This window comes from Aeromicrobium sp. SP1 (assembly GCF_055663785.1).
In genome coordinates, this window is the sequence record NZ_JBQVVK010000001.1 from 1187010 (window position 1) to 1206811 (window position 19802).

Here is a 19802-nt window from a genome sequence, read left to right on the forward strand (position 1 = left end):
CGGGGTGACCGAAGCCCAGATCCCCGCCTTGCGGAACCCGTGGATGGTCGCGGCCTTCGAGGGCTGGAACGACGCCGCCGACGCCGCCACCAGCACGGTGGACCACTTGCTCGAGGAGTGGGACGCGGAGGTGTTCGCCGAGCTCGATCCGGAGGACTTCTACGACTTCCAGGCCGTCCGTCCGGTCATCCAGCCGACCGAGACCGGCCTGCGCGAGATCGTGTGGCCGACGCCGATGCTCTACGTGGCCCACCCGCCGCGCCAGGACCGGGACGTCCTGCTGCTGCGCGCGATCGAGCCGAACTACCGGTGGGCGACCTTCTGCGGCACCGTCGTCGAGCTCGCGAAGACGGCGGGCGTCACCGAGCTCGTGACGCTCGGCGCCCTGCTGGCCGACACGCCGCACTCGCGTCCCGTGCCGCTGAGTGGCATGACGAACGACCCGATCATGCTGGAACGACTCTCGCTGGACCAGTCGCGCTACGCGGGTCCGATCGGGATCACCTCCGTGCTCAACGACGTGGCCTCACGCGAGGGGCTCGTCACGGCCAGCCTGTGGGCCGCCGTGCCGCACTACGTCGCGGAGCCGCCCTGCTACAAGGCGACCCTGGCGCTGCTGGGCGCGCTCGAGGACGCGATCGGGGTGGGTCTGCCGCAGGGCGTGCTGCGCGAGATGGCCGATGCGTGGCAGCGCGGCGCGGACGAGCTGATGGAACAGGACGAGGAGCTCGCCGAGTACGTCACCTCGCTGGAGACCGAGCGGGACGCCGGTGAACTGCCCGAGGCGTCCGGAGACGCGATCGCGCGCGAGTTCGAGCGCTACCTGCGGCGTCGTCCGACCGAGGAGGGCTAGGCCCCACCGCGCGAGCGGCTCAGACCCGGATGCCGAGCAGGGCGTCGATCGCCAGTGCCGCCATGCCGCTCGCGGCCTGGTCGGAGCCGTCGGCAGCACACCAGGCGTCGACGGCGGCGAGTGCGGCCGGGGCGTCGAGGTCGTTCGCGAGGGCTTCTCGCAGCGCCGCGACGAGCTCGGTGCCCGAGGGTGCTGCCGCCCGTGCGAGACCCGCCCGCCACCGCTCGAGGCGTGCCTCGGCGTCGCCGATCGCCTCGGGGAACCACTCCCAGTCCTCCCGGTAGTGGTGCGCGAGCAGCGCGAGCCGGATCGCCATCGGGTCGTGCCCTTCGGCGCGCAGCCGTGACACCAGGACGAGGTTGCCCTTGGACTTGCTCATCTTCTCGCCCTCGTAGCCGACCATGCCGGCGTGGACGTACGTGCGGGCGAGGGGCTCGCCGGTGGCGGCCTCGGCCTCGGCCGCCGACATCTCGTGGTGCGGGAAGACGAGGTCCGATCCGCCGCCCTGCACGTCGAAGGAGGTACCTAGGTGGTGCAGCGCGATCGCGGCGCACTCGATGTGCCAGCCCGGGCGGCCGCGCCCGAGGGCGGTGTCCCACGCCGGCTCGCCGGGGCGCTCGGCCTGCCACAGCAGGCAGTCGAGCGGATCGCGCTTGCCCGGTCGGTCGGGGTCGCCGCCGCGCTCGGGGAAGATCCGCGCCATCTCGGCGTCGTCCCAGCACGACACCTCGCCGAAGGATCGCGCCGCGCGGACCTCGAAGTAGAGGTCGTCTTCGACCCGGTACACCGCGCCGGTGGTCTCGAGTCGCTGCACGAGGTCGACGACGAGCGGGATCGACTCGACGGCGCCGACGTAGTGCTCGGGCGGCAGGATCGCCAGGGCCGTCATGTCGTCGCGGAACAGCTGCGTCTCGCGCTCGGCGAGGGCGACCCAGTCGATGCCCGTGGCGGTGGCCCGCTCGAGCAGCGGGTCGTCGACGTCGGTGACGTTCTGGGTGTAGTGGACGTCGAGTCCGTGGTCGAGCCACGCGCGCTGCAGAAGGTCGAACGTCAGATACGTGTTCGCGTGCCCGAGGTGGGTCGCGTCGTAGGGGGTGATGCCGCAGACGTAGAGCCGTGCGGCGCCCTCGGGGTCGGCCGGGACGAGTCGGCGGCGCGACGTGTCGTGGACGTGCACGACAGGTCCGGTGCCGAGTCCGGCGTCCGTGAGGCGAGGAACCCGTGGGCGCGGCCAACTCTGCATGTCGTCGAGCCTATCGGCTCGCCGAACGCCACAATGAGCAGGTGATCATCGACTGCGCCGTCTACCTCGACGGGGTGCGTGAGGAGACCGACCGCGACCCCGAGACGCTGGACGACACGCTCGCTTCGCTAACGGGCCGCGACTTCCTCTGGATCGGGCTGAACAATCCCACGCAGGCCGAGATGCAGGGCCTCGGCTCGGCGCTGGGGATGCACCCCCTGGCGATCGAGGACACGCTCGAGGCCCATCAGCGCCCCAAGGTCGAGCGCTACAGCAACCACCTGTTCATCTCGATGCGGATCGTCTCCTACAGCGACGACGACATCACCACGAACGAGGTCAACCTGTGTCTCGGCGAGAACTTCCTGCTGACCGTGCGTCACGGCGGCCCGAACCTGGCCGAAGCCCGGCACCGCGCCGAGGTCGACCCGTCACGACTGCGACAGGGTCCGATCGCGGCCGTGCATGCGGTGATCGACGCGATCGTCGACCGCTACGAGGACGTCGCGCGCGAGCTGGAGACGGACGTCGAGGAGGTCGAGTCGTCGGTCTTCTCCCCCGATCGCACCGAGGACTCGCGGCGCATCTACCGGCTCAAGCGTGAGACGCTCGAGTTCCGGCACGCCGTGGCGCCCCTGCGCGATCCCATCAACCGGTTCGCGCTGATGGCCGAGCCGGAGGCCGCCCGACCGTACTACCGCGACATCGCGGACCACCTGCAGCGCGCCATGGACTCGATCGACGCGATCGACTCCCTGCTGTCGAACGCCCTGAACGCCCACCTGGCGCAGCTGAGCGTCCGGCAGAACGAGGACATGCGCAAGCTGACCGCTGGCGCCACGCTCTTCGCGATCCCCACCGCGGTCGCCGGCATCTACGGCATGAACCTGCGGCTGCCGTTCTCCCCCACGGATGCGGTCTACTTCTGGATCGTCATGGCGCTGACCGGCGTCGCCTGCTTCTGGGTGTACCTCCGCTTCAAGCGGGCCGGCTGGCTGTAGGCGCTCGCGCGCCCGGGATATGTAGCGGTATCCACCGTTCTGAGGCCTGAAGCCGCCTCCAGTGGTGGACAGCGCTACACATCCTCGCGGAGGCGGACCCTGCGCGACGTCCGTGCGCCGAGCCGGATCGCGATCGCCACGAAGCCGATCCCCACGACCTGGCTCGGCGACAGGCTCTCGCCCGCGAGCACGACCCCGAGCAGCACTCCGGTCACCGGGTTGAGCAGTCCGACGATCCCGACGGTGCCGGCCGGAAGGTGCCGCAGCCCCGCGAACCAGCACAGGAAGGCCAGCGCCGTCGACACCACCGCGATCGCGGCGTAGGCGACGACGTTCACGGCGGTCACCGCCGGAGGAGGGCCCTCGAACACCACCGCGACCACAAGCAGCAGCCCGCCGCCGGCCACGAGCTGCCAGGACGTCGTCGCCACGAGCGGCGTCTCGTCGCGCCACCGCGTGGTCAGGATGGCGCCGAGCGAGGACAGGAGCAGGGCGGCCACCGACGCCGCGACACCGACCGGGTCGGCGCCGCCCGAGCCCAGTCCCACGAGGAGCGCGACACCCACGAGACCGAGCACTCCCCCGATCGCCACGTACGCGGTCGGTCGTTCGTGCAACAGCGGCCACGCCATCAGCGCGAGCGCAACCGGCGCCAGGGCCATGACCGACGCGGCGATCGAGGTCGGCAGCAGTTGGGCGGCGACGTAGACCAGGACGAAGAAGATGCCGAAGTTCAAGGTCCCGAGGACGAGAGACCGCCACCACCAGCCCCCGCGCGGCAGGCGACGCGACACGAGCAGCAGGATCAGTCCGGCAGGCAGCGCCCGGAGCGCCGCGCTCCACAAGGGTGCTCCGGCGGGAAGGAAGTGGCGCGTCACGTAGTACGTGGCGCCCCAGCTGATCGGTGCCACCGCCGCCACGGTCAGCCAACGCCATTTGTCTTCCACGGAAGCCATTATGCCTTCCGTGGAAGATAAGATGCGAGCATGCCCACCGATCACGTCGACCGGATCCAGCAGCAGTGGCGCGACGAGCGCCCCGACCTCGACGTCTCCCCCGTCGGGGTCATCGGCCGTCTCCACCGCGTGGCGGACGCACTGCGCGGAGAACTCGTCGAGCTCTACCGCACCTATGACCTCGGCGAGGGCGAGTTCGACGTCCTCGCGACGCTGCGACGCCAGGGCGAACCGTACGAGGTCGCGCCGGGGCAGCTCGCGCAGCACACGATGGTCACGTCCGGCGCTGTCTCCAAGCGGGTCGACCGGCTCGCGGCTGCGGGCCTCGTGACGCGCCGTGCGAGCGACGTCGACGGACGGGGACGCGTCGTGGCGCTGACGGACACCGGCCGCGCGCTCATCGACGAGGCCTACGCCGCGCACCTGCAGAACGAGGCCAGACTGCTGGGAATGCTGCCGGCGCGGGACCGCGAGGCCCTCGAGCGGATCCTGCGCGAGTGGGGCACCGCCCTCGGGCTGTGACTCAGGCGGCGACGGTGGCGTCGATGACGCCCGCGGCGAGCAGCACCAGGACCAGCGTGCCGAGCGCGACGCGGTAGATCACGAACGGCGCGTACGAGTGCTTGCTGACGTAGCCGAGCAGCCAGTGGATGACGGCGAGGCCGACGACGAACGCCACGACGGTGCCGACGATCGTGGGCACTGTGCCGTACGCGTTGTCGCCCCCGGGGATGTCCTTGAGCTTGTAGACACCGGCGCCGACGACGGCCGGGATGGCCAGCAGGAACGCGTAGCGCGTCGCGGCCTGGCGCTCGTAGCCGAGGAAGAGGCCCATCGAGATCGTGGCGCCGGACCGGGAGACCCCGGGGACGAGAGCACACGACTGGGCCAGACCGAACAGCACCGCGTCGCGCGTCGAGAGCTCGTCGATCGGCTTCGTCTTGCGCCCGACCCGCTCCGCCAGACCGAGCACGAGGCCCAGCACGATGAGCGTCGACCCGATGAACCACAGGTTCCGGAACTGGTTGTCGATGGCGTCCTCGAGCAGGATGCCGAGCACCACGATCGGCATCGAGCCGATGATGATGAACCAGCCCATGCGCCACTCCCGCTCACGGCGTGCCTCGGCACTGAACACACCGCGGACCCAGCCGGAGCCGATCGTCCAGATGTCGCGCCAGAAGTAGAGCACGACCGCGAGTTCGGTGCCGATCTGCACGACGGCGGTGTAGGCGGCGCCGGGATCCTCCCACCCGAGCAGTTGGGGCACGATCGCCAGGTGGGCGCTGCTCGAGATCGGCAGGAACTCGGTCAGGCCCTGGACGATCCCCAGGAACACGCTGCGCAGCAAATCCACCGTGCGAGCCTACACAGCATCCGTGGACGCATTGACTAGCCTGCTCGCATGCAGGTGCGCCGGCTCGGAGGTTCGGGACTCGAGGTGTCGCGGCTGGCTCTCGGGACGATGTCGTGGGGTGCAGCCGTCGACGAGTACGTCGCGGACGAGCAGTTGCTCGCCTTCCTCGACGCGGGCGGCACCTTGCTCGACACCGCTCCCATCTACGGCGACGGGCGCGCCGAGCGCGTGATCGGCGACCTGATCGGCAAGCACGACGTGCGCGACCGGCTCGTCCTGGCCGGCAAGGCGGGGGTCGTGCGCCGTGACGGGAAGGTCGTCACCGACGGCTCCCTGCGCTCCCTGCTGGCCCAGCTCGACCAGTCGCTCGCCGACCTCGGCACCGACCATCTCGACCTGTGGCAGATCCACCGCTGGGACGACACGGTGCCGGTCGACGAGACCATGGCGGCGCTCGACCAGGCCGTCCGCTCCGGTCGTGTGCGCTATGCGGGCATCAGCAACTTCTCCGGTTGGCAGACCGTCGCGGCACACACGGCCTACTCCCGACTCGGCGGCGGCGTGCCGCTCGTGAGCACGCAGGTCGAGTACTCGCTGGCTCACCGGGGTGCCGAGGCCGAGGTGCTCCCGGCCGTCGCCCACCTCGGGATGGGCGTGCTCGCGTGGTCGCCGCTGGGTCGCGGCGTCCTGACGGGCAAGTACCGCGGTGGCATCCCGGCGGACTCGCGGGCCGCCGACAGCCGCTGGGAGGCCTTCGTCGCGCCCTACCTCACGTCCGACCGGACCCGCGTCGTCGACGCGCTCGCCGCCGCCGCAGGCGGACTGGGCGTCCCGATCTCGCACGTCGCGCTGTCGTGGCTGCGCGACCGGCCGGGCGTCGCGTCGGCCGTCGTCGGGGCGCGCACGACGGGTCAACTCCTGGAGAGCCTGGGATCGGAGGCGCTGGAGCTTCCGGCCGAGATCCACGCAGCACTGTCCGACGTCTCGGAAGGGGCCCGATGATCGAGTACGAGTTCTGGCACGTGTCCATCCCGCGAACCCAGTCGCGGGGCGCCGTCTGTCAGTGGCTGACCCAGGCCGCGGAGGTGCAGGGCTGGGAGCTCGACCGGCTCCGCAAGGACCGCACGGGCCACCGCACGGTCCGGCTGCGGCGCAAGATCATCAGGATGCGCGCGACCGTCTGACGCTCGCTCCCCCGCCGATCACTCGTGAGCCGCTCCCCGGTGCCGCACGGCATCGACGTCGGCCTTGACGCTCTCGACGGTCCGCTCAGGGACGGGCGAGCCGGCCCGGCCGACGCGGTTCTTCCCGATCAACGCGACGACCCCGGCCACTGCCAGCAGCGCGGCGCCCACGATGAGTGCCGCCGCCCACGCGTCGAGCGCGAGCGCCAGGGCGAGTACGCATGCCGCGATCACGGCGCCGAGGCCGTACAGCGCGAGCAGTGCGGCGGCGCCCATCAACTCGGCGCCGACCCCCGCCTGCTTCGCCTTGCCCGCCATCTCCAGCTGCGCGAGCCGGAGCTCCTCTCGCACGAGGGTGGAGACCTCCGTCGAGAGTCGAGAGATCAGCTCACCCGTCGAAGCCGTCCCCTCCGCCTGGCTCACGAGGCGGCCTCCTGACCATGCGCACCGGTCCGGTCCGTCGCCTCCCGGGCAGCGTGGTGGACCTTGTCCGCAGCGTCCTGGACCCGCGGGTCCTGCCACAGCTGCTGGACCCGGTCGACGATCTGGTCGTACCGTTCGCGTCCGGACCGCGCACCCAGCACGTACCCGGCTCCCATTCCGACGAGGAACGACATCTTGCTGGCCATCGAGACCACCCCCACTCGTGTTGACTGTGGTGGGCGCGTACCCAGGTGTGGGCGTCGTATGCCTGCCTCAGGCCAGGTCGAGGAAGTCGTCCAGCACCCGCGTGCCGAACTCGAGGGCGTCGATCGGGACGCGCTCGTCGACACCGTGGAACAGGGCGGTGAAGTCGAGGTCGGCGGGCAGTCGCAGCGGGGTGAATCCGTAGGACGTGATGCCGAGCTTGTGCCACGCCTTCGCGTCGGTGCCGCCCGACATCAGGAACGGCGCCACGTGCGCCTCCGGATCGTTCTTGAGCAACGACACCGTCATCGCGTCGACGAGGTCTCCCTCGAAGGCGTACTCCAGGGGGATGTCCTCGTGGTGCGGCTCGACGCGCACCCCGTCGCCCACGATCTGCTGGATCCGGGCGACGAAGTCGTGCTCGTGACCGGGCAGCTGGCGTCCGTCGACGAACGCGACGGCCTCGCCCGGGACGACGTTGTGCTTGTAGCCGGCGCGCAGCATCGTCGCGTTTGTCGAGTTGCGCAGCCCCGCGCCGATCATGCGCACGGCGGGCCCGAAGTGCTCCAGCAGCTCGTCAGGGGTGCCGTCGGCACCGGTCAGCTCGCGGACCTTGTCCAGCAGCAGCTGCATCGACGGCCCGGGTTCCGCGGGCCACGTGTGCTCACCGAGCCGCACGAGGGCCTCGGCGAGATGCACCAGCGCGTTGTCGTCGTTGCGCATCGAACCGTGGCCGGCCGTCCCGGTGGCGGTCAGCCGCAGCCACGCGATCCCCTTCTCGCCCGACTCCAGGAGGTACAGCCGACGCCCGGCGACCTCGGTGGAGAAGCCGCCGACCTCGCCGATCGCCTCGGTGCAGCCGTCGAACCACTCGCGGTGCTGCTCGACGAGCCAGTGCGCGCCGAGCACGCCGCCGGCCTCCTCGTCAGCGGTGAACACGAGGGTGATCGGGCGGTCGGGGATCCGACCGGTCCGCTGACGCTCGCGGACGACGGCGAGCAGGATCGCATCGAAGTCCTTCATGTCCACGGCGCCACGACCCACGACGTAGCCGTCGACGATCTCGGCCGCGAACGGATCGACCGACCAGTCGTCCGCCTGGGCGGGCACGACGTCGAGGTGACCGTGGATCACGAGCCCGGGGCGATCGGAGTCCTGGTCGCCCCAACGGGCCAGGACGCTCGCGCGGCCGCGTTCGGACTCGACGATCGTCGACTCGATGCCGACCTCGGCCAGCGAGGCGGCGACGTACTCGGCGGCAGCGCGCTCGCCGGGACCTGAGCCGTCACCGAAGTTCGAGGTGTCGATCCGGATGAGGTCGCGGCACAGGTCGACGACTTCGGACACGGCGTGATCGGACATGGCCCCAGCCTAGGCGAGCAGGCGCTGCAGGATCCGCCGGAGCATGGCACTGGCCGCCCGGCGCACCACGGGATCGAACAGGCCGGGCACGCCGCGCACCCGGATCTGCTCGTGCCATGTGACGACGCAGCCGTCGTCGGTCGCCGCCACCTCGATCTCGGCGCGCCCGAGCACCACGCGTCCGAGCTTCTCGATCCTCACGCGGCGCGGTGGCTCCCAGGCCGTGATGCGCATCGGATCGTCGAACCCGACCGGTCCGATCGCCGTGCGCGCGACGAAGCCGTCCTCGGTCCGGCGGACGCGCGTGAAGGGCACGGCATGGTCCTCCCAGCGGGTGACCCGCGCGAAGGCGTCCTCGGCGCGAAGGCGGGACGACACCCGCACGTGTGACCACGGCATGGCACCAGCGTAGATTGAACCCATGTTCAACAAGGCCTCGATGCCCTTCTCCTCGGTCGCCGACGTCAAGGATCGCCTCGCGACCGCCGGATACCTGGCGTCCGACGCGATCGCCACGACCGTGTTCCTGGCCAGCGAGCTCGGCAAGCCGCTGCTCGTCGAGGGACCCGCGGGCGTCGGCAAGACCGAGCTCTCGCGGGCCGTTGCACATGCCTGCGGCGCCGAACTCGTACGGCTCCAGTGCTACGAGGGCGTCGACGAGGCGCGCGCGATCTACGAGTGGAACCACGCCAAGCAGCTGTTGCGGATCACCGCGGGCCAGGACGAGACGTGGGACGAGGCGAAGTCGGACATCTTCTCCGAGGAGTTCCTGCTCCCCCGCCCGCTGCTGACCGCGATCCGCAACGACGGCCCGACGGTCCTGCTCATCGACGAGACCGACAAGGCCGACGTCGAGATCGAGGGACTGCTGCTCGAGGTGCTCGGCGACTTCCAGATCACGATCCCCGAGCTCGGGACGGTCACCGCCACCCATCGGCCGTTCGTGGTCCTGACGTCCAACGCGACCCGCGAGCTGTCGGAGGCGCTGCGCCGCCGCTGCCTGTTCCTGCACATCGAGTTCCCGTCGCCCGAGCTCGAGCGCGACATCGTGGCCCTCAAGGTGCCCGATCTGGACGCGACGCTCACCGAGTCGGTCGTCCGGGTCGTCAACGCCCTGCGCGCCATGCCGCTGCGCAAGGCGCCGTCGGTCTCCGAGACGCTGGACTGGGCACGCACGCTGGTGGCACTGGGCGCCGACTCGCTCTCCGAGCAGGTCGTCTCGGAGAGCCTCGGCGTGATCCTCAAGCACACCGACGACATTGACAAGGCCCGCGCGAAGCTGGACCTGGACGCCGTCCTGTCATGACCGCCGAGTCCACCGTCGCGACCCGCCTCGTCGAGTTCGTCGAGGCCCTGCGCACGAAGGGCATCAACGCCGGCCCGAGCGAGTCGATCGACGCCGCCGACGTGATGCGCGTGCTCGGTCTCGACGACCGGGAGCTGCTGCGTGAGGGGCTCGCAGCGGCGCTCGTGCGCCGAGGCGGTCAGCGTGACGTGTTCGACCAGACCTTCGACCTCTACTTCCCGATGGGCGTGGGCGCGACCGAGGCCGCCCGCGCGGCCGAGGAGGACCTCGACGTCCAGCAATTGCGGGACCTGCTGCTGATGGCGCTGATGGAGCGCGACCCGCGCACCCTGGCGCAGATCGCCGAGATCGCGGTCGACGTGCTCGGTCAGGTGGGCCAGCCCGGCACCGACACGGCCGGCTGGTCGGCCTATCAGACGATCGACCGCCTGCAGCCGCAGACGCTCATCGCGGCGGCGATGGCGATGCGTCCCGGCGGTGGCTCGGGCCAGGGCGGTCAGGGACTCGGTACGCAGTTCACCGACCGGCTGGCCCGGGACGAGGTGCGCCAGGCCATCGACGCGTTCCGCGACATGGTCCAGAACGAGGCGAGGCGCCGCACCGCGGAACTGCGCGGTCGCGACGTCGTGACGCGGCACGCCGTGCGGACCGGCTCGGACCGCATCGACTTCCTCAGCGCGAATCGTCAGCAGCTCGAGGAGCTGCGGCGCTCGGTGCAGCCGCTCGCGCGGGTGCTGGCGACGCGGCTGTCCGCCCGTCGGCGCCGCCGCCGACGCGGACGGATCGACATGCGTCGGACGCTGCGACGCGCGATGGGCACGGGCGGGGTGCCGATGCGCCCGGTCTACGAGCGGCCGCGTCCCTCGCGTCCCGAGCTCGTCCTGCTGTGCGACGTGTCGGGGTCCGTGGCTGGCTTCTCGAGCTTCACGATGCTGCTCGTGCAGGCGCTGAGCTCGCAGTTCAGCAAGGTCCGCGTGTTCGCGTTCGTCAACGCGATGGCCGAGGTGACCGACATCGTCAAGGACGGTGCGCTGTCCGGCGGCGCCGACATCGAACCCCGCATCCGCGACGAGGCCCGGATCACGAAGTGGCACACGAGCAGCGACTACGGCGAGGCCTTCCTGGACTTCCGCGAGTTCTTCCTCGACGCCGTGGGGCCGCGGTCCGCCGTGTTGATCCTCGGTGACGCCCGCAACAACAACCAGAATCCGCGGCTCGACGCCCTGCACGAGATCGCCGCCCGGTCACGTCGCACGTTCTGGCTCAACCCCGAGCACCACTCCCGCTGGGGGTTGGGCGACTCGGAGGCCAAGACGTACGCCGAGGTCGTGCCGATGCACGAGTGCGCGAACGTCGACCAGCTGACCCACTTCGTCACGCGGTTGCTGCCGGTCTGATCCCTGGCCGCATGGCAGTCTTGCTGCCAGTGCCGATCCGAGGAGTCCTTGTGCGCCGCTTCGTCCAGCTGCTGGTCCTACCTCTCCTCCTGCTGACCGCGATGTCCGGCTGCGCGAGCCCGGACGACGACGATGCGGCCGCGCGACCGACGGCGACGCCAGCACCGGTGCGCGGCCTGCCCGAGGGATCCAGCGGCGGCGAGAACTCCCCGGCCGGAGTGGTCGCCGGCGACGAGCCCGGACTGATCTGGGTCGTGGCCTACGGCAGCAGCACCAATCCCGCGGTCGTCCGGAAGGTCTCGGCCGAGGGTCAGACGGTCACGGTCGATGTCGCCGCGCAGGAGGGCGTCCCCGCCACGATGGACTTCGTGCCGACGTCGTCGGCGCTCATCCTGCCGGCAGAGGTCGACCTGGACGAGCCGATCACCTTCGAGCTGGGCGAATGGGGCGCGGTGACCCTGGACTCGACCGACCCCGGCAGCGAGGCGTGGGTCGAGCAGGACGAGTGACCGCCTCCCGCGCCCTCGCAATGCGGAGTGCCCGATTCTGTGTCAGGTTCGTGCCCTAAGCGGTACACGACCGCAGTACGGAGGGATTGACATGTACATCGGCGGATCACTCTTCCTGCTGGCCATCGGCGCGATCCTCGCGTTCGCGGTGCAGGACGCCATCAACGGCGTCGACCTCGTCACGGCGGGGTACATCCTCATGGCCGTCGGCGTCCTGGGCCTCGTGCTCTCGCTCATGATGGGCAGCCGCGCTCGCGGCGAGGCACCGCCGCGCTGACCGCAACGACAGAAGGCCCCGACCGCTGCCGGTCGGGGCCGTCTGTCGTCTTCGAGCCGTGGTCAGAAGTCGAGGTGCCCGGGGATCACGGTGGGAGTGCCGCGCTCCAACCAGGTCAGCCGGCTCGAGACGTCGGCCGGTGCGGCGTCCAGTACCGCGTGAAGGGCTCGCTCCTGCTGGGAGAAGTGTGACCAGCCCTCGAAGTGGACCGGCACGGCGACCCGCGGTCGAAGCCGATCGATCAGCTCGATCGCGTCCTGCCCACTCATCGAGTAGCGCAGCGGTCCGGTGAGGGGGAAACTGACCGAGCCGAGGTGGATGAGGGCCGTGTCCACCTCCAACCGGTCTGCGGCGTCACGCAGGGCGCCGTGGAGGACGGTGTCGCCCGTCATCCAGAACGAGCCCGGCGTCTCCTTGCCCTCCCACGTGAAGTCGAACCCGATGACGTCACCGCTGACAGGACGGCTCAGCGGAGGACCGTGGCGGCACGGGGTGGCCGTGACCGTCAGCGCGGGCTTGCCCGGTGCCTCGACCGTCGTCGTCTGCCAGGCGGCGAGACCTCGGACCGCGGGCGATCCCAGCCGTCGCTCGCCGCTTCGTGTTGTCAGCGTCACCGGAACCTGCGCCAGCATCGCGCGCCCCGCGTCGTCCAGGTTGTCGGCATGGTGATCGTGGCTCAGCAGGACGAGATCGACGTCGCCGAGGTCGCCCGGCTCGACGGCTGGTCCGACGACCTTCTCCGAGGAGGTGCCCCACCCGAACGAGTAGGTGCGGCCCGGAGGATCGAACGTCGGGTCCGTGAGGATCCGCCAACCGGCCACCTCGATCAGAAGGGTGGGTCCGCCGATGTGGGTGAGACGCGCGCGGTCTGTCACGGGACTCCTAGGGACGTTCCAGGCTGGTTTCGACCTGGTTGGCGGGCACCGTGTGGGCCACCGCCACTCGAGTGCGTAGTCGGCGACATCCTCCCAGCCGGGCTCGGCGCAGGTCCAGTGCGATCTGGACGGGGCGCGACAGCGCTTCGGTGAGCCTCGCGACGAGCGTCTCGAACTGCAGGCCGGGGCCTCCTGTGGTGTACAGGCGGCTTCGGGGATCCGTGGTGGGCGCCTGAGCCGCTACCGTGATCCCAGGGGAAGGCGAGCCAAGATGGGAAGAGTCGATCGCGCTCACGGGAGGACGAGACCCGGCCTGCTGATCGCCGCGGCGGCGGTGATCCTGGTACTGGCCGTTGTCGCGCTGTTCCGCCCCGACCAGGACGATGCCGCTCCGGCTCCTACCGCGCCGATCACGGCATCCGAGCCGCCCACCGCCGGGGAACCTCCCCCGCTGCCGAGCGCGGCCCCGTCGAGTGAGGCGCCGAGCTCGCGCGAGCGGTACGAGCAGGTGGCCCAGCGCGAGCTCGAGGACGGTCTGATCGCCTACAACCCACCGACCCGGGCGCGCGTGGACGAGGCGTTCGAGGTCACCGCGCGGGTCCAACGCGGCACCGCGACGGTGACGCCGTCGCTGGAGGCGCTGCCGGGCCCGAATCCGGTGATCACCGAGGAACTCCCCGTCGGTACGTACATGCGCGGCGAGCTCCGGGGCGCGGGCTTCGAGACGCAGCCGTTGAGCGACCGGCTCCAACTGGTCGACGGCGTGACCGAATGGGTCTGGCGGGTGACTCCCCGGACCGGCGGCGTGCAGACGCTGCGGCTGACCTTGGTCGTCGAACTGGACGACCTCCCGCTGAGCAGCCGCACGTTCGACCGCTCGATCGAGGTGGCCGTCGAGAAGCAACCACCGTGGTACCGCCGCTCGTCCGAGCTGTTGGACGTCGGTGGCGTGGTCACCGCGATCTTCATCGCCGCCATCCTCGGATCGGCCAAGGCCGCGCAGGTGTGGTGGGTCCGCCGCAGGACGAAGAACCCGACGGCCGACCTGGATGCCGAGGCTCCCGCCGACGCGTCGGACGGCGCCTCGTCGAACCCCGACGGCACCAGCTCGACCCAGACGTGACCCTTGGGTCAGGAACCAGCGGCCGACAGCGCGTCGGTGAGCATCGCGACGAGCGTCTCGAGCTGCAGGTCGGCGGACTCGAGGACCTCCACGTCGGAGCCGTCGAGCGCGCGGGCGGCGAGGCCGGCCTTGCTGTCGATGAGCTCGACGATCTTGGTGTCGATCGTCCGTGAGGCGATGATCCGCCACGCGGTCACCGGCTCCGCCTGACCGATGCGGTGGACCCGGTCGATGGCCTGGGTCTGCTCCGCGTCGGTCCAGGAGAGCTCGGCGAGCACCATGTCGGACGCGACCTGCAGATTGACTCCCACGCCCGCAGCCGACAGCGAGCAGACCACGATCGACACGTCAGGATCGTTGACGAACGCGTCGATGCTCTTCTGCCGTGCCGACGGCGTCTGGTTGCCACGGATCGACGAGTACCGGATGCCCCGGTCCGCGAAGGTCTTCTCGGCCACGTCCATCACGTCGACGTGCTTGGCGAAGAAGACGACCTTGCCGACGCTGTGTGCCAGTTGCGCCGTGTAGTCGGCCGCGAGGCTTGCCTTCGCCTGGCCGATGCGGCGCATCATGGCGAACACGTTCTCCTCGGTCTTCGCGGACTCCTCCCGCTCCCAGGCGGCGATCCTGCGCACGAGGTCGTGGTCGATGCCCTCGTGCACCTCACCGGGCGCACGGGCCTCGAGGGCTCGCTCGTACCGCGACACCAACCGGCGGACGAGTTCGCGCTCGGCGGCCCGGATCGATCGTCCTGCCTCGTCGTCGAGCTCGACGCGAAGGTCGGCGATCCGACGGGCCGGGATGTCGGCAGCCACGTCGACCTTGCGGCGGCGCACGATGCCCATGTCGATGACGCGGGCGCGCGCGGCCGGGAAGAACCCGGGGTCGATCGGGGTCAGCCCGGTCTCCTCGAGGGAGTGGAGCAGCTCGGGGCGCGGCTTCTTCTCGTCGATCCAGCCGAGGTACTGCCAGATGGCCCGGAAGTCCTCGATGTCGTTGATCAGCGGGGTGCCGGTCAGCGCCATCAGCAGCGGGCGGGGCGTGCGAGAGCGAATGCGCTCAGACAACTGCAGGACGTGCTGCGAGCGCTGCGACGACTTGTTCTTGATGAAGTGCGCCTCGTCGAGGACCATGCCGCGGAATCCGAGGTCGCCGAGCCAGCCGACGTGCCGGTCGAGCACCTCGTAGTTGACGATGACGATGTCGGCGAAGCCGTCGATCGTGTCGCCGTCTCCGTGGATCACGGTGGACGCGTGCTGGGGGGTCCACATCTCGGCCTCACGGGCCCAGTTGGACTTGACGACATTCGGGACCACGACGAGCAGTGGGTACGCATTGGCGGCCTGCGCGGCGAGCAAGGCCTGCGCGGTCTTGCCCAGGCCGGGCTCATCGGCGAGCAGGAAGGTGCGGTGTCCGGCCGCGGCCGCGGAGACGAGCTCGGCCTGGTGGTGCATCAGCGTCAGACCGTCGGGCACCCGGATGGGCGTCGGTTCGGGCAGGTCCATGCAGGCGGCCGAGCCGCTGGCGGCCCGCTCGAAGGAGGATAGCAGCGGTCCGATCAGTTCCCACGTGGCCAGCCGCCGGGGCGCGGGCGTCCGGGGTTCGACGGTCTCGAACTGCGGCGCGAGGAAGGGATCGGACAGCCGCCGGGAGATGACCGACTGCGGAACCACCTGGCGGGAGGGGGCGGCCGGCGCGGGGGCCTCCTCGATCGACGGCTCCGGTTCGACGGGGACGTCGAGCCCTGCCGCCTTGAGCATGCTGCGCCTGAGCTCCTTGGACGCATCCGACACCTCGGCGTCCTCGGCGAGCAGCGTGAGCAGCGACGTGTCGAGGGCGGCCGACTTCGCCAGGATCGTCCCGATGCCGTCGAGGCGCTTGAGCTGTTCGGCGCGCTGGGACTCGGTCAAGGTCGTGGCGTTCTTGACCCGCGTGCGCTCCTCGCGCGCCAACTGGGCGACGGTCTGGAACTTCGTCCGGACCGACGCACTCGCGCGACCACGTTGGGCGCCCGCCTCGACCTCGCGCACGGCGCGCGCGAGGACCGGGATGATGCCGTCGTTCTCGCGGGGACGTCCACCGCGCTGGTTCCGGGAGCCCGCCCCGGGTGAACTCGACTGACGCCGGCCTCGACTGGCCAAACTTCTCTCCTCTGACTACGCGCTGTCCGCGCCGTGACGGCAGCACACTCGGCCCTGTCCGAGATCGCCGCTCGAAACCTCCGCGGCGGTGGGCTGATCGAGTGAACCACTCGAGCAGCCTCGAATCTGGTGACCAGATGAGGGGCCAAGGCCGCGTTGCGCGGCCTGCCGACACCCACTGATATTAGGGAGTTCGGCGGCAATCACAAAACCCCTCACCGGTGGGTCGTCTGCCGAATCCGATGGGTGGGGGTGGATCCACCGATCACGAGGGCCTGAGCGGACCGGGAAGGGTGCACCTGAAGTGTGCCCCGGCGTCTGCTCCCAACAGCTCGAGATTGCCCCCGTTGCCGAGCGCGAGCCCTCGCGCGATGGTCAGCCCGAGACCGCTGCCGCTGCCGGGCGTGCGGTGTTCGTTCGCGCGGTAGAAGCGCTCGAAGATCCTCGATGCGTCCTCGGGAGCCACACCGGGCCCGTCGTCGACCACATCGAACTCCGCTCCGGTCTCGGACGTTGCGGCGCTGACCCGGATGTGGACGCTCGTCGACGCATGGCGGGCTGCGTTGTCGATGAGGTTGCGGGCGATACGGCGCACGTCGTTGGCGTTCGCGTACGCCGGAGCGGGTTCCAGTGTCGCCTCGAGGCGGACGGAGGAGGTCGCTCGGGCGCGCGTGACCTCCTCGGCGACGATCTGGTCGAGGTCGATCGGCTGTGCCGCGCGGGGCGTGGTGGCGTCGAGCGCAGCGACCGTCAGGAGGTCGGCGATGAGGATCTCCATCTCGTTGGTCGCGCCGAGGACATCGCGGCGCAGCCCGACGGTGTCGACCCGGTCGGACTCCTGCAACGCGACCTCCAGCGCGGCACGTTGGACGGCCAGGGGACTTTGCAGGTCGTGGGAGACGTCTGCCACGAAGTCGAGCTGGCGTTGTTGCGACGTCTCGAGCCGATCGAGCATCGAGTTCATGGTCCGCGCGAGCTTGCCCACCTCGTCGTTCGCGCGACCGGCGGGGACGCGCTCGTCCAGGTTCTCGGCGGAGATCTGCTCGACCTGCGTCCGGATCGCGTCGATGCGCTTGAGCGCCTGCCCGAGCAGCCACCAGATCAGCAGGGCGAACGCACCCGTGGCGACGGGGACGGCCACCCAGAGCGACCTGCGCAGCGTGGCGGATGCCTCCTGGGCCGACTCCAGGCTGTCCCCGACGTAGGCGGTCACGCTGCCGGTGCCGAGTGGCGCCGTCCGGAACCAGACCCGGTACGTCTCGGTCTCCTCGTCGTCGGGTCCAAGGAGGGTCAGGTGAGTCATCGTGGAGCTTCGTTCGGTGGTGATCGGGGCGCGTCCACGAACATTCGGTGAGGCGGCGAGGACCGTGCCCGATGCGTCGACGACCTGGGCCATGCCGTTGTCGTCCACGTTGTCCAAGCGGGCGGGCACTCCCCCGTCGGTGGCCGTCGCCAGGAGGTCTCGCACGCGGGACTGGGACAGTTCGTCGCCGGACGAGATCAGGTGTTGTTCGAGGGTGCGCACGAGCAGCACCGCACCCAGCACGAGGACCGCGGCGGTGATGCAGGTGCCGAGGAGGGTGGCCTGCATCCTCAGGGTCAGCCGGCCCTTCATGGCAGGTCGTCTCGATCGTCGACGAGGCGGTACCCGACGAGTCGCACGGTCTGCAGCGACTGCCGGCCGAACGGCTCGTCGATCTGTTGACGGAGTTGCCGGACGTACACCTCGACGATGTTCGCGCTGCCCTCGAAGGCGAAGTCCCAGACGTGCTCCAGGATCGTCGACTTGGGGACGACGTCCCCGGCGCGGCGCATGAGGAATTCCAGGAGCGCGAACTGTCGCGGGGTCAGCGGAATCGCGACGCCGGACCTCGTGACGGTGTGGGAGGCGGGGTCGAGGCGCAGGTCCCCGACCTCGATGATCGTGGGGCGCTCCGGCCGTCCTCGACGCATCAAGGCCCTGATCCGCGCGGTGAGCACCGTGAACGAGAACGGCTTGGCCAGGAAGTCGTCGGCGCCGGCGTCGAGGGCGCGGGACTCCTGGTCCTCGCTGGCGCGTGCCGTCAGCATCAGGATGGGTGTCCAGTCGCCGACGTCGCGCAGCCGGGAGCACAGTGCGTCACCCGCCAGGCCGGGGAGCATGACGTCCAGGATCAGGAGGTCGTAACTGTTCTCGGCGGCGTACCACTCACCGTCGGTTCCCGTCAGGGCGACATCGACCGCGTACCCCTCGCCGGCGAGGCCGCGGCGCAACGTTGACGCGAGGTGTTTGTCATCCTCAACCACGAGGATCCGCATGTGACCGAGGGTCGCACAGGATCGCTGAACGTGCGCTGAACGTCGACTGAATCTCGATCCGGCGACAGGCCCTTCAGGGTGGCTTCAGTTGGGCTGGGGCACAGTGGGAACAGAGGATGAAAGCAGGTGAGTTGAATGCGAAGGAGACTCCTGATCGGAGGCGCGGCGACGGGCGCTGTGCTCGCCGTTTCCGCTGGCGGCGTCGCTGTGGCGACCGGCGGTGACGATGACGGCCCCGAGAGCCACCAGTACACGCCGGCCCAGGCCAAGGCTGCCAAGGAGGCCGCGCTGAAGGCGACCCACGGCGGCACGGTCAACAGCGTCGAGACCGACAACGAGGACGGCGCCACCTACGAGGTCGAAGTGACCAAGACCGACGGCTCGACCGTCGACGTCCGCCTCGACGACCAGTACGCGGTGGTCGTCATCGAGGGTGACTCAGGCGAGTGAAGGCAGGAACGCGCCCTCGGGCAACTGGGTGAACCCGGCCCGAGCCGCGTCTGCATCGTCCTTCGCCATCGACTTATTCGTCGCTCTCATCGCCAGACCTGGCTTCGTAGGCCCTGAACGCGTGCCAGCGACGAGGGAAGTCCGGCCTGACAGGCAACGGCCACCCCTGACAGCGGACGGCTATCAACTGCCGCTAGCGGCGGAGGCTGCAGCGATTCGCTGGATGTCCCAGATGTGGTGGTAGGCGTCGTGGCAATTGTTGCGCGCGACGTCCTCCGCACGCTGGAGTCCTCGCGTGGAGTGCTGCAACTCCACTCCCTCATCGAGTGCCGCTGTCAGCACATCCGCCCATCGCTCCGCGGCATTGCCCGCCGACCACATCCCGACGTCGAGCGGGATGGAGGCGTAGCCCCTCGCTTCGCACAACGCATCAGGGTCGTATCCGGCGACATCGAGTTGCCCGGCCAATCGCGCAGCTTGGATCCGCTCGGCCCATTGGCGGAGGTTGTCGCCCACATGGGAGACGTACTCGGCGGCCGACCAGCCGTCGAGGCGTTCCCCGCCGGTCAAGGAGCCGGTCGCTTGCCGAGCGTGTTCCTCGAAGCCGCGCACCCAGGCGACTGCATCGTGCGGTGTGATCGACCAACCGAAGCCGCATTCGCGGCATGGTTCGCCGAACAGATCCGCACCCCAGGGTTCCACGATGCCCACCCTATGGGCGGGAGCGGGGTGGGGTGAGCGGACGTTCACCGGTCCGCGCGACGATCTTCTCGAAGTCGTGAGGACCCGGCGGCTGAATGGTCTGCGGCGCATGGTCGATTGGCTGACGGGAACGCTCTCCTG

23 protein-coding genes are annotated in these 19802 nt (G+C 70.1%); 11 read left to right on the forward strand and 12 right to left on the reverse strand.

Translation table 11 applies throughout. The annotated features are described in order from the left end of the window. The first annotated feature begins 4 nt into the window (after nt 1-4). Complete coding sequence (locus tag ACT26F_RS05855) at nt 5-853, forward strand: PAC2 family protein (protein ID WP_471669563.1); 849 nt, start codon at nt 5-7, stop codon at nt 851-853. Nucleotides 854-872: 19 nt separating this feature from the next. On the opposite strand, the gene mshC is transcribed toward ACT26F_RS05855, so the two are convergent. Continuing rightward, complete coding sequence (mshC, locus tag ACT26F_RS05860) at nt 873-2096, reverse strand: cysteine--1-D-myo-inosityl 2-amino-2-deoxy-alpha-D-glucopyranoside ligase (protein ID WP_471669564.1); 1224 nt, start codon at nt 2094-2096, stop codon at nt 873-875. A gap of 41 nt (nt 2097-2137) precedes the next feature. Here mshC and ACT26F_RS05865 point away from each other — a divergent pair, with 41 nt between their 5' ends. After that, the gene (locus ACT26F_RS05865; RefSeq protein WP_471669565.1) at nt 2138-3097 is read left to right on the forward strand and encodes a magnesium and cobalt transport protein CorA; all 960 of its coding nucleotides are present in this window, start codon (nt 2138-2140) and stop codon (nt 3095-3097) included. Between the two features lie 74 nt (nt 3098-3171). On the opposite strand, the gene ACT26F_RS05870 is transcribed toward ACT26F_RS05865, so the two are convergent. Continuing rightward, the gene (locus tag ACT26F_RS05870) at nt 3172-4053 is read right to left on the reverse strand and encodes a DMT family transporter (RefSeq protein WP_471669566.1); all 882 of its coding nucleotides are present in this window, start codon (nt 4051-4053) and stop codon (nt 3172-3174) included. 30 nt (nt 4054-4083) lie between these two features. Here ACT26F_RS05870 and ACT26F_RS05875 point away from each other — a divergent pair, with 30 nt between their 5' ends. Beyond that, nucleotides 4084-4575: a MarR family winged helix-turn-helix transcriptional regulator gene (locus ACT26F_RS05875; RefSeq protein ID WP_471669567.1), complete on the forward strand. Its 492-nt coding sequence runs from the start codon at nt 4084-4086 to the stop codon at nt 4573-4575. Nucleotide 4576: 1 nt separating this feature from the next. Here ACT26F_RS05875 and ACT26F_RS05880 read toward each other — a convergent pair whose 3' ends face one another. Beyond that, complete coding sequence (locus ACT26F_RS05880; protein WP_471669568.1) at nt 4577-5410, reverse strand: undecaprenyl-diphosphate phosphatase; 834 nt, start codon at nt 5408-5410, stop codon at nt 4577-4579. 48 nt (nt 5411-5458) lie between these two features. Here ACT26F_RS05880 and ACT26F_RS05885 point away from each other — a divergent pair, with 48 nt between their 5' ends. Together ACT26F_RS05885 and ACT26F_RS05890 are read left to right on the forward strand one after the other, a co-directional pair. After that, a complete protein-coding gene (locus tag ACT26F_RS05885) occupies nt 5459-6412 on the forward strand; it encodes an aldo/keto reductase (protein ID WP_471669569.1) in 954 nt (317 codons plus the stop codon). Then, on the forward strand, nt 6409-6594 hold the full coding sequence (locus tag ACT26F_RS05890; protein WP_471669570.1) for a DUF5703 family protein: 186 nt from the start codon (nt 6409-6411) through the stop codon (nt 6592-6594). Before ACT26F_RS05885 ends, ACT26F_RS05890 begins: the two co-directional genes overlap by 4 nt. A gap of 18 nt (nt 6595-6612) precedes the next feature. On the opposite strand, the gene ACT26F_RS05895 is transcribed toward ACT26F_RS05890, so the two are convergent. The 4 genes from ACT26F_RS05895 to ACT26F_RS05910 all read right to left on the reverse strand — a co-directional run bounded on the left by ACT26F_RS05895 (nt 6613) and on the right by ACT26F_RS05910 (nt 8982). Beyond that, nucleotides 6613-7017 carry a phage holin family protein gene (locus ACT26F_RS05895; RefSeq protein ID WP_471669572.1) on the reverse strand — a complete coding sequence of 135 codons (405 nt, stop codon included), beginning with the start codon at nt 7015-7017 and terminating at the stop codon, nt 6613-6615. After that, nucleotides 7014-7223: a hypothetical protein gene (locus tag ACT26F_RS05900; RefSeq protein ID WP_471669574.1), complete on the reverse strand. Its 210-nt coding sequence runs from the start codon at nt 7221-7223 to the stop codon at nt 7014-7016. The genes ACT26F_RS05895 and ACT26F_RS05900 overlap by 4 nt, the downstream gene beginning before the upstream one ends. A gap of 67 nt (nt 7224-7290) precedes the next feature. Next, the gene (locus ACT26F_RS05905; protein WP_471669575.1) at nt 7291-8583 is read right to left on the reverse strand and encodes a M20/M25/M40 family metallo-hydrolase; all 1293 of its coding nucleotides are present in this window, start codon (nt 8581-8583) and stop codon (nt 7291-7293) included. A 9-nt stretch (nt 8584-8592) separates the two neighbouring features. Next, nucleotides 8593-8982, reverse strand: a complete 390-nt coding sequence (locus ACT26F_RS05910; protein ID WP_471669576.1) for an SRPBCC family protein — start codon at nt 8980-8982, stop codon at nt 8593-8595. Between the two features lie 22 nt (nt 8983-9004). Between ACT26F_RS05910 and ACT26F_RS05915 the strand changes: the two genes are divergently transcribed. From ACT26F_RS05915 to ACT26F_RS05930, 4 genes are all read left to right on the forward strand, one after another. After that, nucleotides 9005-9889, forward strand: coding sequence for an AAA family ATPase (locus ACT26F_RS05915; protein ID WP_471669577.1), 885 nt, complete (start codon nt 9005-9007; stop codon nt 9887-9889). Further along, nucleotides 9886-11286 carry a VWA domain-containing protein gene (locus ACT26F_RS05920; protein ID WP_471669579.1) on the forward strand — a complete coding sequence of 467 codons (1401 nt, stop codon included), beginning with the start codon at nt 9886-9888 and terminating at the stop codon, nt 11284-11286. Before ACT26F_RS05915 ends, ACT26F_RS05920 begins: the two co-directional genes overlap by 4 nt. A 50-nt stretch (nt 11287-11336) precedes the next feature. Next, nucleotides 11337-11795, forward strand: coding sequence for a hypothetical protein (locus tag ACT26F_RS05925; RefSeq protein ID WP_471669580.1), 459 nt, complete (start codon nt 11337-11339; stop codon nt 11793-11795). Nucleotides 11796-11886: 91 nt separating this feature from the next. Beyond that, nucleotides 11887-12072 carry a DUF6458 family protein gene (locus tag ACT26F_RS05930; protein ID WP_471669581.1) on the forward strand — a complete coding sequence of 62 codons (186 nt, stop codon included), beginning with the start codon at nt 11887-11889 and terminating at the stop codon, nt 12070-12072. A 62-nt stretch (nt 12073-12134) separates the two neighbouring features. Here the strand turns inward: ACT26F_RS05930 and ACT26F_RS05935 are convergent, their stop codons facing one another. Then, nucleotides 12135-12947: an MBL fold metallo-hydrolase gene (locus ACT26F_RS05935; RefSeq protein ID WP_471669582.1), complete on the reverse strand. Its 813-nt coding sequence runs from the start codon at nt 12945-12947 to the stop codon at nt 12135-12137. 271 nt (nt 12948-13218) lie between these two features. Here ACT26F_RS05935 and ACT26F_RS05940 point away from each other — a divergent pair, with 271 nt between their 5' ends. After that, complete coding sequence (locus ACT26F_RS05940; RefSeq protein WP_471669583.1) at nt 13219-14070, forward strand: hypothetical protein; 852 nt, start codon at nt 13219-13221, stop codon at nt 14068-14070. 8 nt (nt 14071-14078) lie between these two features. On the opposite strand, the gene ACT26F_RS05945 is transcribed toward ACT26F_RS05940, so the two are convergent. The 3 genes from ACT26F_RS05945 to ACT26F_RS05955 form a co-directional block, all read right to left on the reverse strand. Then, nucleotides 14079-16211: a DEAD/DEAH box helicase gene (locus ACT26F_RS05945; protein WP_471669584.1), complete on the reverse strand. Its 2133-nt coding sequence runs from the start codon at nt 16209-16211 to the stop codon at nt 14079-14081. 265 nt (nt 16212-16476) lie between these two features. Continuing rightward, nucleotides 16477-17826 (reverse strand): sensor histidine kinase, encoded by a 1350-nt coding sequence (locus tag ACT26F_RS05950; RefSeq protein WP_471669585.1) that lies wholly within the window; start codon nt 17824-17826, stop codon nt 16477-16479. Then, nucleotides 17823-18509: a response regulator transcription factor gene (locus ACT26F_RS05955; protein WP_471669586.1), complete on the reverse strand. Its 687-nt coding sequence runs from the start codon at nt 18507-18509 to the stop codon at nt 17823-17825. Before ACT26F_RS05955 ends, ACT26F_RS05950 begins: the two co-directional genes overlap by 4 nt. A 135-nt stretch (nt 18510-18644) precedes the next feature. On the opposite strand from ACT26F_RS05955, the gene ACT26F_RS05960 reads away from it, so the two are divergent. Continuing rightward, complete coding sequence (locus ACT26F_RS05960; RefSeq protein WP_471669587.1) at nt 18645-18959, forward strand: PepSY domain-containing protein; 315 nt, start codon at nt 18645-18647, stop codon at nt 18957-18959. Between the two features lie 183 nt (nt 18960-19142). Here ACT26F_RS05960 and ACT26F_RS05965 read toward each other — a convergent pair whose 3' ends face one another. Then, the gene (locus tag ACT26F_RS05965; protein ID WP_471669588.1) at nt 19143-19661 is read right to left on the reverse strand and encodes a hypothetical protein; all 519 of its coding nucleotides are present in this window, start codon (nt 19659-19661) and stop codon (nt 19143-19145) included. Nucleotides 19662-19802 lie beyond the last annotated feature (141 nt).